This window comes from Alloprevotella tannerae ATCC 51259 (genome assembly GCF_000159995.1).
GTDB lineage: Bacteria > Bacteroidota > Bacteroidia > Bacteroidales > Bacteroidaceae > Alloprevotella > Alloprevotella tannerae.
Genome location: NZ_GG700642.1, coordinates 506,369 through 522,294, shown reverse-complemented (window position 1 = coordinate 522,294; position 15,926 = coordinate 506,369). Strand labels below are relative to the sequence as shown.

The 15,926-nt window shown below is 43.1% G+C and carries 10 protein-coding genes and 4 pseudogenes; 9 read left to right on the top strand and 5 right to left on the bottom strand.

All coding sequences use genetic code 11. The annotated features are described in order from the left end of the window. Positions 1-126 precede the first annotated feature (126 nt). The 3 pseudogenes from GCWU000325_RS11850 to GCWU000325_RS12350 form a co-directional block, all read left to right on the top strand. Positions 127-249 (top strand): annotated as a pseudogene (locus GCWU000325_RS11850) (DNA methylase); the annotation flags it as partial. Next, positions 238-843 (top strand): annotated as a pseudogene (locus tag GCWU000325_RS02205) (IS1380 family transposase); the annotation flags it as partial. The pseudogenes GCWU000325_RS11850 and GCWU000325_RS02205, both read left to right, overlap by 12 nt. 12 nt (positions 844-855) lie before the next feature. After that, positions 856-1,041: pseudogene (locus GCWU000325_RS12350) on the top strand (hypothetical protein). A gap of 209 nt (positions 1,042-1,250) precedes the next feature. Here the strand turns inward: GCWU000325_RS12350 and GCWU000325_RS02200 are convergent. Beyond that, positions 1,251-1,787 (bottom strand): hypothetical protein, encoded by a 537-nt coding sequence (locus GCWU000325_RS02200; RefSeq protein WP_006254353.1) that lies wholly within the window; start codon positions 1,785-1,787, stop codon positions 1,251-1,253. Between the two features lie 143 nt (positions 1,788-1,930). Here GCWU000325_RS02200 and GCWU000325_RS02195 point away from each other — a divergent pair. After that, positions 1,931-3,218 (top strand): annotated as a pseudogene (locus tag GCWU000325_RS02195) (IS1380-like element ISBf12 family transposase). 294 nt (positions 3,219-3,512) lie between these two features. On the opposite strand, the gene GCWU000325_RS02190 reads toward GCWU000325_RS02195, so the two are convergent. From GCWU000325_RS02190 to GCWU000325_RS02180, 3 genes are all read right to left on the bottom strand, one after another. Next, positions 3,513-4,100: an SMI1/KNR4 family protein gene (locus GCWU000325_RS02190; protein WP_006254350.1), complete on the bottom strand. Its 588-nt coding sequence runs from the start codon at positions 4,098-4,100 to the stop codon at positions 3,513-3,515. Positions 4,101-4,451: 351 nt separating this feature from the next. Next, positions 4,452-4,946 carry a pyridoxamine 5'-phosphate oxidase family protein gene (locus tag GCWU000325_RS02185; RefSeq protein ID WP_040599165.1) on the bottom strand — a complete coding sequence of 165 codons (495 nt, stop codon included), beginning with the start codon at positions 4,944-4,946 and terminating at the stop codon, positions 4,452-4,454. Further along, entirely contained in the window at positions 4,936-6,117 is a 1,182-nt protein-coding gene (locus GCWU000325_RS02180; RefSeq protein ID WP_006254347.1) for a glycerate kinase family protein, read from the bottom strand. Before GCWU000325_RS02180 ends, GCWU000325_RS02185 begins: the two co-directional genes overlap by 11 nt. Before the next feature lie 327 nt (positions 6,118-6,444). Between GCWU000325_RS02180 and GCWU000325_RS02175 the strand changes: the two genes are divergently transcribed. The 3 genes from GCWU000325_RS02175 (at position 6,445) to GCWU000325_RS02165 (ending at position 9,660) form a co-directional block, all read left to right on the top strand. Then, on the top strand, positions 6,445-6,969 hold the full coding sequence (locus GCWU000325_RS02175; RefSeq protein ID WP_006254346.1) for a C40 family peptidase: 525 nt from the start codon (positions 6,445-6,447) through the stop codon (positions 6,967-6,969). A gap of 80 nt (positions 6,970-7,049) precedes the next feature. Then, complete coding sequence (locus GCWU000325_RS02170) at positions 7,050-7,937, top strand: mechanosensitive ion channel family protein (RefSeq protein ID WP_006254345.1); 888 nt, start codon at positions 7,050-7,052, stop codon at positions 7,935-7,937. A gap of 220 nt (positions 7,938-8,157) precedes the next feature. Further along, positions 8,158-9,660, top strand: coding sequence for a glutamine synthetase family protein (locus GCWU000325_RS02165; RefSeq protein ID WP_040598779.1), 1,503 nt, complete (start codon positions 8,158-8,160; stop codon positions 9,658-9,660). Positions 9,661-9,952: 292 nt separating this feature from the next. Here GCWU000325_RS02165 and GCWU000325_RS11225 read toward each other — a convergent pair whose 3' ends face one another. Next, positions 9,953-10,894 (bottom strand): helix-turn-helix domain-containing protein, encoded by a 942-nt coding sequence (locus GCWU000325_RS11225; protein WP_006254343.1) that lies wholly within the window; start codon positions 10,892-10,894, stop codon positions 9,953-9,955. 452 nt (positions 10,895-11,346) lie between these two features. On the opposite strand from GCWU000325_RS11225, the gene GCWU000325_RS02155 reads away from it, so the two are divergent. Further along, positions 11,347-14,940, top strand: coding sequence for a hypothetical protein (locus tag GCWU000325_RS02155; protein WP_244832865.1), 3,594 nt, complete (start codon positions 11,347-11,349; stop codon positions 14,938-14,940). 13 nt (positions 14,941-14,953) lie between these two features. Then, complete coding sequence (locus GCWU000325_RS02150) at positions 14,954-15,133, top strand: hypothetical protein (protein WP_006254341.1); 180 nt, start codon at positions 14,954-14,956, stop codon at positions 15,131-15,133. Positions 15,134-15,926: the final 793 nt, after the last annotated feature.

Here is a 15,926-nt window from a genome sequence, read left to right as displayed (position 1 = left end):
TACCGGGGACTTGCCAAGACCCATACTCAAAACATTCTTGAAAGCATCGCCTTTAATTTATACAGAACCCCGGGGATAATTATGTCCTCATTTGTAGGATAAGGCATAACCACCCTTGAGGAGCTCGTGCAAGCAGCTCCTCAAAGGGGGATTTACAACTACTTTCACTCCTTACTGCCACCCCTTTCACTCGCTCCTTTTATGCCAAGAACTCCTCTTTACTACACCTCCTTATTTTGCAAAGGTCTCTATATACGTGCAGCCAACTGCGACAGCCGATGTGAGGACTTCCGCCGGCTGAAAGAATGGAAGAGCGTTGAAGTTGGCTATGAGAAATGCGATGTCACCTCCGTCAGCATGGACAACTTAATAGAAGGAAAGTCATACAGGCTTGTCGTACAGCGTAGTCCTTTGAAAGACAAGGATGGCAAGCTACAGACGGATATGTTCGGAGTAATATACACATACCGCTGTATCCTCACCAATAACCGGACATCTACCGAGAAAGACATCATTACATTTTATAATGAGCGTGGAGCAAGCGAAAAGAACTTCGACACACAGAACAATGACTTCGGATGGTCGCATCTGCCCTTTTCCTTCATGGCAGAGAACACAGTGTTCCTTCTTCTTACAGCACTTATCCGTAACTTTTACAAGGCTATTATTCAAAGACTTGACGTAAAGAAGTTCGGACTCAATGCAACAAGTCGCATAAAAGCGTTTGTCTTCAGGTTTATCTCTGTACCAGCCAAGTGGATCAGGACATCAAGGCGGTATGTGCTGAATATCTATACCTGTAATAATGCTTACGCAGATGTTTTCCAGACTGATTTTGGATAATGCCTACAACTTATGGGAATGATATTGTGTATTGCCTCAAGTCACATTGTGGGGTAAGGGGATATTGTAGGCAGAAGTGGGTGCTTCAAGTTCAAATTATCTGCAAATTCAGTAATGAGAGGACGTGTAAACGCAATAAGGACGTTCAAGGGCTTAGTTGCGGATTTGAGGTTAACGACAAAGTTAGCGATTTTATAGCGCATACACAATGAATTACAGAAAACTTCAAGATCATTGATGTGAAAAATACAGCAGTCGCAAATTTTTCACAGTTTGTTGGAGTTGAGCAATTTTACATTGCACCGTCTTCATTGAAAACAGTAGAGTTGTTGACAAGGAAGCAGCGCAAGCGGTGATGCCAGGAATATCTCCGATAGACTTTATATGCGGTATCCGAGAAGACTCGGTTAGTCGAAAGATCTGTTTCCGCTATAAATATCATAATAATCTCCACAAGGAGCATATTTATTAAATCTGCGTTCTTTGCTTATGATTTTAACCTCTCTATAATACATCCAATTGAAATTATCTATCCCCCATATAGTTTGTGCCTCAGATAACATTTGCTGTAGTTGAGCAATCATTGTTTGAGCACAATATGGTTTTTCATTATGCAATGATATAGAGTTCTGAATGCCAAAATAAGAACCAGATAATACTTTTATTCGATTACGAAAGTCTTTAACCTGTACTTTCCATGTAGTATTATCCCATAAAATTTTTGTTGAACAATCAATTTTATAGAATCTTACAAACTCGTTGAAACGATTTTCAATGGTAAGCATAGCTTTGCAAGCAGTTAAGAGTTTAACAAGCCTTTCTCGCTCATAACTACTGAAACTTTGACACTTGAATTTTAATGAGTCATATTCAAATGCAACCTCGAAACCATCAATAGCATCACTTATACTATCGAATGGAATGATACCTAACGAAACGAACATAGATTTCAACCTTAATTCCGCAACACTATTATAAATTAAACTTTTTAAGTACCTGAGCAACAAAAAGTTGCCCAGGATTTTGCCATGTCAGAATTTTCACTTACCTTAGTGTTGAAAAAAAACAAGAGAATCTGACGATAGACATGGCGAAGATACAAATTAAATCTGAGAGACTCACTCCTTTTGGGGGATTATTTTCAATCATGGAGCAATTTGACTCCACATTATCATCTGTAATCGACTCAACCCTCGGTCTAAGGTGTAGATCGTTCGGTTATCAGTACAGCGAAATCATCCGTTCTCTCATGAGTATCTACTTCTGTGTCGGTTCATGTACCCCAGGATGTCACTACTCATTTGATGAACCACCTCTCGCTTCATCCGACACTTCGCACTTGTAGCTCTGATACTATCCTCAGAGCGATAAAGGAGTTGACGCAAGAAAACATTTCATACACATCAGATATGGGCAAGACCTACGATTTCAATACGGCTGACACTCTCAATACTTTATTGCTCAATTGTATATTTGCATCTGGCCAACTGAAAGAGGGTGAGATGTATGATGTTGATTTCGACCATCAGTTCATAGAGACAGAGAAGTATGATGCGAAGCCTACATACAAGAAGTTCCTTGGTTATCGCCCTGGCGTGGCGGTTATTGGCGATTTGATAGTCGGTATAGAGAATAGCGATGGTAACACAAATGTTCGTTTCCATCAGAAGGACACGCTGAAGAGGTTCTTTGAGAGATTTGAACAGAATGGGGCCACTATCAATCGCTTCAGAGCTGATTGTGGATCATGTTCCGAGGAAATCGTGGAGGAAATAGAAAAACACTGCAAGTCCTTCTATATCCGTGCTAACCGCTGCAGTTCGATCTACAATGACACCTTTGCTCTCAAAGGCTGGAAAACTGAGGAAATCAATGGCATTGAGTTTGAATTGAACTCTATCCTTGTTGAGAAGTGGAAAGGTAAGGCATATCGACTTGTGATTCAAAGACAGAAACGGACGGATGGTGTGCAGGATTTTTGGGAAGGAGAATACACATACCGTTGTATCCTGACTAACGACTATGATTCTTCCGTAAGAGAAATTGTCGAGTTCTATAACCTTCGTGGAGGAAAGGAACGTATCTTCGATGATATGAACAATGGTTTCGGGTGGGACAGATTGCCCAAATCCTTCATGGCAGAGAACACAGTGTTCCTTCTTCTTACAGCACTTATCCGTAACTTTTACAAGGCCATTATTCAAAGACTTGACGTAAAGAAGTTCGGACTCAATGCAACAAGTCGCATAAAAGCGTTTGTCTTCAGGTTTATCTCTGTACCAGCCAAGTGGATCAGGACATCAAGGCGGTATGTGCTGAATATCTATACCTGTAACAATGCTTACGCAGATGTTTTCCAGACTGATTCTGGATAATGCCTACAACTTATGGGAATGATATTGTGTATTGCCTCAAGTCACATTGTGGGGTAAGGGGATATTGTAGGCAGAAGTGGGTGCTTCAAGTTCAAATTATCTGCAAATTCAGTAATGAGAGGACGTGTAAACGCAATAAGGACGTTCAAGGGCTTAGTTGCGGATTTGAGGATAACGTTTCCGATTCGGATTTATTGTATACCCGTTGTTAATACCCTTATAAGAGTGTTCGTCAATACTCTTATATGGGTGTTCACTGATACCCTTATATGACTAATATCACGAGGCTTTATATTACCTTTTAATTGGGGTGGTATAAAGGTCTTCATCTATTTTTCTTCCCCTCTCATCAAACAGTGAGTATATCCTCTTTAACTCTAATATAAGCATTTGCTCGAACGTTTCCCATTGGAATAGGGAGGTTGCATCGTCTCTATCACAATAGTGCACGGTGCTTGTTCTTTTATCTATATAAAGATAAGAACCGTCCCAGTCATAACCGCCTATAAAGAAATGGTCGTCTGCGGCATTTCGAGGTCTTTCCCGAATGTTTGCCGTAATAATCGAAAACGGTTGGCGGCTTTCATCAGTGCTTCTTTTATAGTTTCTTCTTAACCCGTCTAAACAAAAGGTTCCAACCAATATGTCTAACCCATTGCTTACATCTAACAAGAATTTTTTATAATCGATGGGAATTTCCATGCCCAATTCTTTCTCCAATGCTTGGACATCGTTCTTACTTAGCGGAGGATACAGGGTGTTTAGCCAAGCCTCGGGGGCTATATGGGGCGCTTTTCCTATAAGGATTGCACCGGTGGATTGGGATTCTTCAATACCCTGGTTCTGAAATCTATAAATTAAATCCCTATATGTTTTATTCATATTCTATTTTTTCTATATACGCTATTTATGGTAAAGGCTCATCATTAAAAATGAAGAATTTGACAATAGTTGATTTAATCTCTATTGATTTTCTTCCCACTTGATGGATTCCTGTAATTACCATTATGCCTACTAAGATGTTCTCCACCTTTCTTCACAAATTCAATATTTGACGGATCACCAGCATCTTCTGAATGTCCTTTTACACTATTAATGTGAAGGAAGAGAGCGTAGATGGATAAGCCGATGCAAAGCCTTGCTTAAACCGAATAGGAATGACGACAAAGTGGATAGTTGCTGCTCCTCGTGTAACGGAGTAAAGATGGTGCGCAGAAAGAGTGGTCCTGAGACTTAATCGGCAGTCTTTACATATTTGCGTTTCGCGCTATATTCGTCAATGTCTATGCGAATGATATCTACGCGATGGAATGATTTCTGTGCATATTTAGCTCCAATCTCTTGATCGTTGGGCGAGAGTTTGGCTATCAATAGATGCAGTGCGTTCATCTTTTCTTCTTCAGATAGATCAATGCGAGCACGTCCCGACAGGAGTACGCTCTCATATTCAGTCGTAAATTTGTTGGGTAAGAGATTTGTCCGCCCAACTATGCAGAATGTCACTTCCGGATGGATGGCCAATGCTTGCAACTTTCGCCCTTCCGGCGCGCAATGGATATAGAGCGCGTGATCACCGTTCCAGACATAATTAAGCGGGATACCGTAGGGCTTGCCTTCGGCAGAGATCATAGAAAGGAAACCATATTCAGCAGTCTTGATTAGTTCTAAGGCGCGCGCTTCATCCATAAGTCGGTCGCGGCGCCGCACATCGTCATTATTATATCTCATCATTGTTAAGCGTATGATTGGGTTTAACGTTATTCTTTTCTATATACGCTTTCACGGCCTTTGCTGCCGCGCGGCGCAGGTTGGTTTTGGCGTACTCAGGTTGCAGTGCTTCGGAGAGGGGAGTGGTAGGCGGCGTCACGGACACTACTCCGGCAAAGCCGGCTGCTGTGAGTAAAGCTTCGTCGTCCACGGCGCCGGCCAATAGATAAACAGGCTTTTGATATGGAGCCGCAGCCTGCAATACGCCGTGCGGCACTTTTCCACCCAGCGTTTGCGCATCAGCGTGTCCCTCACCCGTTAAAATAAGGTCGACTTGTGACGCACGCGCTGCAAAATCTGCATCGGCAAGCACAAAGTCGATGCCGCGTACGATTGTTGCCCCCATTGTGGCTACCAAACTGCCCGCCGTGCCGCCGGCAGCGCCTGCTCCGGGTTGTTGGTGCAGACTTATGCCCCACTGGCCTTGATATAGATTAGCCAAATGCGTGAGGGCTGTTTCAATGCAGTCAACTTCTTTAGGGCTTGCCCCTTTTTGCGGCGCAAAAGTGCGCGCCGCACCGCGCGGACCGCAGAAAGGATTGTCAACATCGCAGAGTAGAATGATGCGACACTTGCGCCAAAGTGGCGAGACTGCTGACGTGTCGATGTTCGCTATACGCCGGAAGTCGCAGATTGCGTCGGCTACTTCACATCCCGCGCTATCTAAAAAGCGCACGCCGATACTGCGCAGCAAGCCTACTCCTCCGTCGCTCGTGGCACTGCCGCCAAGTCCGAGTAACAAAGTAGTGCAGCCTCGTTCCAAGGCGTCAAGCATCAATTGCCCCGTACCGCGCGTCGTGCGCTGTAAGATCGAAGACGTCGCCTTGTTTATCAGTGCATAGCCGGAAGCCGCCGCCAGTTCGATGATGGCCGTTCGCTTGTCTTCGTCCCAAGCATAAGCGGCGCGCACGATGTTTCCTTCCGGCCCTACGACCTCCTTGTATATAATAATGTGTGGGCGGCGGGCGGCCAATACGTCCGTTAAGCCTTCACCTCCATCGCTTAAAGGGCAAAGCGAAATCTTGGCATCGGGCATTACGCTCCGAACACCTTCGGCCATAGCCTGCGCTACTGCCGTGGCGGAGAGGCAAGCTTTAAACGAATCGGGAGCGATGAGCAAGTGTAGAGGCATAATCTGAAAATCTGTTGTTTATGATGTGCAGAATTACACAATTCCACGCAAATAAAGAAGCAAAGCTGCAAGAAATGGTCGCAAAAGACGGATGAAAAGCTAAAATGTTTCAGCATTTAGTTCTTAAAAAACAATAAAATAGTTCTGCGGCAATAAGGGGAGGCTATCGTTGTAAGCAAATGAGAGTTAGAATGTTAAAAGCTAAATTTTCTTTTTGAGCGATATAAGGTAGGCGTACAAAAAACTAAAGGGCGCTTGTCAGCTACGATGATTTTTGTAATTTAGCGCAGCATTAAGCAAGCCGAACTACAATAAAAAAACGACAAAGTGAGACTAAAAAACACCATTACGGCCTTGGCGTTTGGATTTTTCTCCTGCTATTGCGCCCAGGCCACAAACATAGAAAGAAATACTACAATTGACGTAACAATCGACCAGGATGCAGACGATGATCCCGAGAAGGCGGAAAGCATTGTGCAGACAGCTTTACAATATATAGGAACACGCTACCGCGCCGGTCAAAGTAGCCCGAAAGGCTTCGATTGCTCAGGTTTTACAAGTTACGTATATAAGAAAGAGAATCTTAGCATCACGCGCTCTTCACGCACACAATATAGAGAAGGAACCCCCATTACGCAGATTGCAGACTTACAGAAGGGCGATTTAGTCTTCTTCGGGCGTGGGCGCAATCGTCATAACGTAGGACACGTAGGCATCGTAACCGACGTAGCTGCAGACGGTAATAGTTTTAAGTTTATCCACGCCAGTCGCACAGGTGTCAAAATCGACAATTCCAACTCTGCTTATTATAGTGCACGCTACATCGGTGCACGACGTATCTTAGACAACTAGTAAATCAATCATCCATAAGATCGCGACAAGTTCTTCTTCTCTAAGAATAAGGGCTTGCCGCGATTCATGTTTTAAGAATTATGCACTTAATATCTTTAGTTGAGCTTCCGGCAGTCAGTGTCTCACGCTTGGATCGCTTGTTAGATAAACTGCTTGATGGCAGTATCTTGATTGGTCAGCGCATACTGGTTGCCCTCGTTGTATTTATAATTGGTCGCTATGTAGTTAAGTTGCTAAATCGCCTGTTTCGGCATATGCTTGAGCGCGGTACGATTGATCCCGGCGTGCAAAGCTTTTTGAGGAGCTTAGTTAATATAATACTGCTCGTCTTGCTCGTCCTTTCCGTCGTTGGTGCCTTGGGAATTAACACGACGTCATTAGCCGCGCTCTTAGCTTCCGCCGGCGTCGCCATTGGTATGGCGCTATCCGGAAATTTGCAGAACGTAGCCGGAGGTATTGTTATCTTGCTTTTCAAACCTTATAAGGTGGGCGATTATATCGAGGCGCAAGGCAATGAAGGAACAGTGAAAGAAATTCTGCTGTTCCATACAATTATACAGACGGTAGATCTGCGTACTATATATATACCTAATGGCCAAATGTCCACCACAGTCGTGATCAATCAATCCAGGTCTGAAATCCGTCGGGCGCAGTGGGTTGTCAGTATCGAATATGGTAATAACGTAACACACGCAAAAGAAGTCATACAGAAATGCTTGGATGCTGAATCTCGCCTGATTCGCGTACCAACTACAGATACGGGCGAGCGGTTGGAACCTTTCTTTATAGAAGTGACTAACCTAAACACCAGCAGTGTAGACTTGACGGTGCGCGCTTATGTTAAGAGTGCGGATTATTGGGACGTACGCTTCAAAATGAATGAAGCGCTTTACGCAGCGCTGACTGCTGATCCTGCGCTCAACATCCCCTTTCCCACAGAGACAGTACATATCGTTAAGGATAATTGATCTTTTTAGATGTAAGCGAGTAAGCGGTAGTGGCGCAATTGTGCTGCTACCGCTTACTTATAAGCCGCCACTTTGCTTCGAAATATGCTCCCAGGACAACCGGAAAACTCAAGATTCTTTTAAACAAGTACGCAGTTTATTTGTCTGATTGAAATTAATGAGTAAATTTGCCCGCAATACTACAGAATATTACTTACTAATTGGTAACTCTCTATCGGTTATGGAAAATTCATTTCAATACAACGCGAATGACGTTGTACGTTATCTGAACAAGCCCACAGCGGAATTCACGAAAGCCGACATTGTTCGCTTTATCTGCGAAAATGGCATTCGTATGATCAACTTCCTTTATCCTGCCGGCGATGGACGTTTGAAGACATTGAACTTCGTAATTACGGATATGGACTATCTTGACACGATCCTCACTTGCGGTGAGCGTGTTGACGGCTCAAGTCTGTTCAAGTCTGTTCAAGCTTCCAGCTCGGACCTTTATGTATTGCCGCGTTTCTCTACGGCTTTCGTTGATCCTTTTGCTGAGATTCCTACGCTTGCTTTGCTTTGCGGCTTCTTCGATGCTGAAGGCAATCCCTTGGCAAGTGGTCCTGAGCAGACGCTCAAGAAAGCAGCAGCTGCTTTTACAAAGACTACAGGCTTTGAGTTCGAAGCAATGGGTGAGTTGGAATACTATGTGATTATGCCTGAGACCGATGCTTTCCCTGCAACGGACCAACGCAACTATCACGAAAGCGATCCTTTCGCTAAGACCAATACTTTCCGCGTAAAATGTATGGACGCTATTGCGCGTGCCGGCGGTCAGATTAAATACGGTCACTCTGAGGTGGGTAACTTCCGCTTGAACGGATTTATCTACGAGCAGAACGAGATCGAATTCCTCCCCGTTAACGTTATCGACGCAGCCGATCAGCTCGTCGTAGCTAAATGGATCATCCGTAATATGGCCTTTCAAGAGGGCTACAACGTAACCTTCGCACCGAAGATTACTACGGGTAAAGCCGGTAGCGGTCTCCATATTCATATGCGCTTAGTGCAGAACGGCAAAAACTTGATGCTGGAGAATGGCGAATTGAGCGACAATGCGAAGAAAGCTATTGCAGGTATGATGGACTTGGCTCCGAGTTTGACAGCTTTCGGCAACAAGAACCCGACGTCTTACTTCCGTCTCGTTCCTCACCAAGAAGCGCCGACCAACATTTGCTGGGGCTTGCGCAACCGCTCTGCTTTAGTACGCGTACCCCTTGGTTGGGCAAAGGATGTGGATATGAGCCACAAGGCAAACCCGCAACAGCCGATGGAGCACTACGATACTTCTATGAAGCAAACGGTTGAGATCCGCAACGGCGATGGTAGTGCAGATCTTTACCAACTCTTGGCCGGCCTTTGCGTAGCTTGCCGCCACGGCTTTGAAATGCCCGATGCGCTCGAAGTAGCAGAAAAGACCTTCGTAGCTGTGAACATCCACGATCCGAAGAATGCTGCTGTCTTAGAGAAGATCAATTCTTTGCCTGATAGCTGTGTCGCATCTGCCGACTGCCTCGAGCGTCAGCGCAAGGTATATGAAGAGCAAGGCATCTTCAGTGCAGCGATGATCGATGGTATCATCAAAGAATTACGCGATTACAACGACAAGACGCTCCGTGCTGATATCGAAAATAATCCTGAAGCACAACTCGAACTCGTACAACGTTTCTTCCACTGCGGATAAGCAATTCGTACAAAAAACGATAACCAATTACAGCGGCCCGCCTCCTTTAAGGAAGCGGGCCGCTATCGTTATTATAAGACTTGTCGGTCATCAAATCTTTTGCAAGATTTTAGTAAATTGTCTAAGCTTAGCTCGTGTCGGCAGTCGCCTGCCAATAATAGTTCTTGCCTCAAAACTCCTATGTTCGAACTTTATTTGCTAGCTTAAAGCTGTCCGCCTTTCGTTGGTTTCTATCATTTTGTTCCCCTATATCTCACAAGAAATGTGCGAAGATCAGTTTCACGCGCTAAACCTATTTTTTGCGGATATTTCCGCGTACTGTACTCACGTTGCTAATTGATTTCCCCGTAATAATAGCTATCTCGCTGACGGTTTTGCCTTCTGCGACGTATCGGCAAACCTCAATTTCCGCTTCGGAAAGTGTCGGAAATTTCATAGCAAAGTCCTGCTGTTCAGCTTCATATTTTTTTTGTAATTTGCTTACCGCCTCAAGAAGGTTGTGTTTCTTTTGTTCATCAAGTAGCCCAAAGATCTTCGGCTCGCCTTTCTCCTGTGCCTTGCGGTCACGGCAGAGTTCAAGGTAGGCATCTAATTCTTCTTGTGTAATGTGAAGTATTTGTAGTATGTTTCTATGTGCAGTCTGATAATCGTGATTCTCTTGCTTTATATCATGCAATCTTTGCTGGCTGATGATGGTGATCACACAAGTTGTAATACTAAGGAGAGAAAATAGGATGTTAAATTGCTTGCTGATGGCTTCATTGCCGTAAAATTCTCCAAAGACGAGGCAACCGATGCTCATCACTGTAACGTATACCGAAGCTCTGGGTACGAAGCCTAATGCTAAATACAGAAGCGTTGTGTAGGAGCCAATTTGATGGATTACAAGCATCTCCTCATACCCTGTTGGAGACAAAAGGATGAGACAGATGATGCGAATGGATTCTACTACTTGAGATATAATGGCATAAGAGACGAATGCCCTCAATAAAGAAATGCGTTTTGTCAGATATAGAACGATAGTCAAGAGGGTAATCAATAATCGTATCCACGATATAAACTGCAATAATGGTAGCCCTATACCGAAAAATCCAAAGACGTGCAAGCTCATAAGGATGAGAGCTAAAAAAGAACCTGCAAAGAAAGCCAAGAGACGAATTTGCTCTTCCTTATCATGGCATCGCTTACTAATAAATGTCTTTATTGGGGATAAGTGATAGCACTCTTTCATCATTTTTTATGTTTTGCTTATGTTCGTTATCAAGATATAATTTGAAAAGGCTAAGAGTTTTATGTAAATTATTATGCTTAATTAATCACTCGCAAAGTTAAAGAAAAGCTTTGGTAATAATAAAAGAATTATAATGCTTTTCGTGTTGAAAATAGGTGTTATTTGTTCTGATTGGTGAGTTTTGCGTCGTTTTGCGACTGTTTTATTGTTTGCTTTGCGACTAATTGCGAATTACGTTTGTTTACAGATCGCAATGGGAAGTCGTAAATTTGCAATGGTTTTTATCAAAAAAATGTATCTCTTGCGTTGAGTAGAGTTAGATTCTTCAAATTTAAATTGGAAGAATCTCTTAACTAACAAAGAGAAGTTCTCAAACAGCGCAATCAAAGCGCTTGCAAATGAGGTAAGGATGCCAATGAATCAATGACGTCATGTATAACTTAAATTTTAAAAATATGAATAACTATCAATTGACTCAATCAAAAGTAAAAAGCAAGTATGCGGTCTTTTTGCTTTTTATTGTACTGTGTCTGACAATGCAGGCGCAGAATGTAACCATCAGTCCTGCGTCGGGGAAGCTGGTGGCAGGTTTGACAAGTGGAAATGAGATTGGTTTCTCAAGTGGCTGGAATTCCTTATGGAGGCATAATCAGCTGCCTCTTACGCTCACGGTATCCGATGCATCAGATTTGACAGAAGGTGGACAGTTAAAAGCTCCCGCCGGTAATATCATTTTAGATACTAGCCAAAACTTATATGCTATAGGAAGTGGAAGTCAGGTGTCTGCACATATCAATATATCTCTTCCCAAAGGTTTCCGCTTTACCGGCTATCGAATGGTGTGGGTTAACAACTGTAACAACAAAAAGTGGATCAGACTTCAGAATGGCAGCATGGCGCAGAACACGCCAATGAATAAGCGCGTCTATGAAACCAATTCTACTTTTGATACCAACAAACCTTTGGCCAGTACGCAGACTATGGGGAGCGCCAATGAAACTAAGGAATACGTGATAGAACGCACCAGCAAGACTGGAACGGATATGGGCAATAATCTTTATTTCTTCTTTGCTCATGAGAAAAACGGATTCTATGCTGCTACATTAAAATCTTGTGAACTTTACTTTACCGCAGAAGGTATGTTTGAGGCTCAGGTGGCACCGGGAGACCCTACTCAGATTATTAGTAATGGTGTCAATATGGTGGGCTCGCCATTTTATACCAGCAAACTCGATTTAGGTGAACTTAAACTCAACACGAAATTCGGACAGGCTTACTATAGTTACGACTTCAATAATGTGCAAGAACTTGCAGCCAATAACTGGCTCTATCAAGAAGATGCCGTGTCGGCAGGCAAGTTGCCTGATAGTTCGGGGAGTGGTTCTATCCAAGCATTGAAGAACGGAAACAAATATTACTATGCCTTAGGTAATAATACCTATTATATTGAAACCCCGATAAAAACAAAATCACAGAACGGAACTGATATTCCTTTGGGATATCGTATCGTGGGGGCCAGAATAAAATATCATTATGGTGTAGCAACTCCTTTAGGATGGGTAAATCCGCAGACGGGAGACCCTCAAAGCCTACAGGGAACCATTGAAGGAAATCGTAGGTATTTGGGGACGGAGGCAACTTGGAAGCGGCGCAAAACAACTTGGGAATATACTTCGGAAAGAAAATTAAAAAGCGGCAGCCATTATCTAACAGTAAATCAGTCTAATGGTCAGTATTATGTCAACTACACTTCCAATCCCAGTGAGGCTGCTACATTCTCTATCGTGGGTAATCGTATCAAATATGGCAGTCTGTTTATGACCCGTACCAGTTACAATAACCCCCAAATGAGTACTACTGAAGACAATGCGGTTACGTGGAATCAGAATTCTACAAGTTTGGTGGAAAACCCGGCTTTCACGCCATCCCCGTATACATTAAAGGTGTATGGAACTGATGGAAATACAGTGAAGACTACCGTGACGGTTGGTGATGGAGATGATAATACGATTCAATTGACCAATCTGAATAATGATGCCATCAAGTTCCAAATTGAAGGATTGGCTCCCAATGCCAAGGCTCTCATCACTTTCGAGTTAGAGCTTGAGGCCCTTAACCCGTTCATCAACTCTATGGACATTGTATGTACTTCACATAAGGATGGGCAGCGACTTATTCAGCAGTTTACCAGTAACGACTTCCAAGTTTCCGGTGGTGCGTTCGTATTCTATGTGCCTACTGACTTCATTGGAGAAGGGTACAGCAACTGTAAGTTTACTTTCGAAAATCTGACCAGTAAGTACATGGATAATACCTACGGACTCGGAACGGATAGACACGCCCGTAACTATTTTGTAAAATCACCTTATTACAATACTTATGGTGACGGTGCACAATACAATGCAACAGGTAATGAGTCTTCCGACACAAAGGTTATGACTCAAATGTGTGGTGATCAGCCTTTCAGATATAGCAATATAGATCAACTTGGCAACACCAGTGGCTCTACCACCTCTACGACCCTGGAGGAGTACCCTTATTCTGAGGACGCTTATATGCACAATCAAACGCCGGCAGGAACGTTTACCGACGATATTGAGATAGAATTGGATCATCAAAAGAAATGCTATCTCTTTACCGGTGACGAAACACGCTGGAATATTGCGCCCACGAAGGCAATGGAGCACCGTAACTATGCTTATTATCTGATGGATCTCACGCTGACAATGAAGGACTATGAGGCAAGGTGCGAACTGACGAAGCTCTACGACTCTACCTGTTATAACTTAAACGGCAGCGATTCGGAGAAACCGATGTATGGCGGCACTTTCAAAGCCTACAGTAAGGAGCCTCCTTATCAGGAAATTGAGAGTACTAAGGCTTATCTGACTGTAAACATGATGCAGCAGGCTTTACGTAATAAGTTGGAAGAAGTCGGAGCTAATACCAATCAGATCCTTTATCTTGATTACACCAATCTTTACTCTGTTCAAACAGTTGGCGCTGCAGATATGGCAGCGATGAAGAGCTTGTTGAATCCCAACTGCTTAATATTCTTCCCGGCTCGTACCAGCTACAACGAAGACAATTATATTCAGAAAACATTGAGTGGCGATTATCGCGCTTGCAAGAATATCGTGATTGCCGACCGTCAGCCGTTCTATACGCCATATAAGATTACGGTGCCGTCAGAAAACTATGCCACTTATACCCGCGAAATCACTATTCCCAAAAACGGAAAGGTGGCAAATGCTACGGTAATCTTGCCCTTCACGTTAGATTTGCAAGGAGGAACGCATACCAACCGTGATAATCTCTGTTCGTTCTCTGTGTACAAGATGAATGCTAATAATTGTTTGTCTATTGATCAGGAATCTTCGACCTCAGCATCCAACTATATTGGGAATGCTTACTTCTCTCTGCTGACCGCATCGAAGACAGAGGCCAATGTACCCTATATGGTAAAAGTAGAAACAGCTCCGACTGATAACACCATCTCATTCATCGCTACCCAGTATGGCTCTGACGTGATGCCTACCAAGGATAGCAATATGGGGAGCGACTATACCTTCGTAGGGGAGACCGCTACGGGTAGTATAGCAGGTAATAATTACAGCTTTACAAATTACGGTTCCTACTCCGGTAAGAAGATTGATAAGGTGAACAATATCTTCTACTTCTCTGGCAATATGTATCTGAATTCAAAGAATCTGCGTGATCCCCTGCAGTACATCTATGTCTATCCGTTCCGATGCTATTATGGATATTCGGGTCGTGCCGGAGCTAAGATTATGAATGCTTTCAACGTGCTTTACGGCGAGAACAACTCTACGACAAGTATCGACGAAGTTACAGAGAAACCTGACTTAGCAGTAGTAGCCGACAAAGGGACGCTTACCTTTATGACTACAAAAGATCAATTGATCCAAGTGTTCAATACCAATGGAGCAAGCGTCAGCCGTTTTTCAATGAAAGCCGGTGAGGTCCACACAATCGAGCTGCCTGCAGGTGTATATATTGTTAATGGGAAAAAGATTATCATAAAATAAGGAGGACTGCCATATGAAAAAGGAATATACGAGACCCGTCATTGAAATAATTTGTACAGATAGCCAAGGGGCTCTTCTCATTGGTAGTGACAACGATCATGCCGATGCGCCGCCAATGGACGATATCTTTGACGAAGATGAAGAAGTTGATGAGTATCCAGGTTTGAAACATAAAAATTATTGGATCGACTAAGCAATGGTGTTCAGCCAAGGTCTGACTTAGTGAAACTGTGTGTGAAAAGAAGGGAATACGAACTGTTGCTTCTTACAAGGTTTACAACAGTTTGGTTTCGGACGCTTCTTTGTTGACGCCATTCCCTTTCTTTAAATCATATTGACCGCCATAGTTCTACTGCCATATAAATCTTGTTGTTGGTTTTACAATGGGTGAAGATTCAACAACAGATAAATTAGGTAATGGAATGTGTTGCTTGATAGAACCTCAGAAGTGTACTAAAAACATATTCTGAGGTTCTGCTTAACTCCTATTCTACATAAGCCACTTGCGGTTTTTATCCTCAGCTAGTTTCGATAAAAGCTCACAAATGGTCTTTTCAAAGTTTGAAAAGAATGATAATAGTTGATCTGCGGGCAATTCTTATAAAGAATCAGAGCAATAATTGCCAATAATTAGTCTTTGCTCGTAAGTTCCATTTCCGACAACCGGTATGGTTTATACATCTCTGATTTTAATTTTTCCCGAGTAAGGATACCGATAGAAACACCTACTTTCCACCTCTGTTTTTGTGTCTTACTTATGCTTCACATTTGCCTCTGCGGTCAAGTTTTTTCCATCCTCAGTATCCGCTAAAAATTAGCTTAGGTGAAAGTAAAAACGATCATAGGAGAAAATTTAAACACGCCTTAGGATAGGAAAAATTGTCTCCTAAGACAATTTTTCTTTTCTTAGGAGAAAGTTTTAGCACCCTTATGGGTCTTGAAATTCAGTGTGTTATGAAAGGTGTTTTTTGCTGCTTGACCTCTGA

Coding starts and splice junctions, on each gene's coding strand:
- GCWU000325_RS02200 (WP_006254353.1), bottom strand. CDS start 1,787: ATGTTCGTTTCGTTAGGTATCATTCCATTCGATAGTATAAGTGATGCT.
- GCWU000325_RS02190 (WP_006254350.1), bottom strand. CDS start 4,100: ATGAATAAAACATATAGGGATTTAATTTATAGATTTCAGAACCAGGGT.
- GCWU000325_RS02185 (WP_040599165.1), bottom strand. CDS start 4,946: ATGAGATATAATAATGACGATGTGCGGCGCCGCGACCGACTTATGGAT.
- GCWU000325_RS02180 (WP_006254347.1), bottom strand. CDS start 6,117: ATGCCTCTACACTTGCTCATCGCTCCCGATTCGTTTAAAGCTTGCCTC.
- GCWU000325_RS02170 (WP_006254345.1), top strand. CDS start 7,050: ATGCACTTAATATCTTTAGTTGAGCTTCCGGCAGTCAGTGTCTCACGC.
- GCWU000325_RS02165 (WP_040598779.1), top strand. CDS start 8,158: ATGGAAAATTCATTTCAATACAACGCGAATGACGTTGTACGTTATCTG.
- GCWU000325_RS11225 (WP_006254343.1), bottom strand. CDS start 10,894: ATGATGAAAGAGTGCTATCACTTATCCCCAATAAAGACATTTATTAGT.
- GCWU000325_RS02155 (WP_244832865.1), top strand. CDS start 11,347: ATGAATAACTATCAATTGACTCAATCAAAAGTAAAAAGCAAGTATGCG.
- GCWU000325_RS02150 (WP_006254341.1), top strand. CDS start 14,954: ATGAAAAAGGAATATACGAGACCCGTCATTGAAATAATTTGTACAGAT.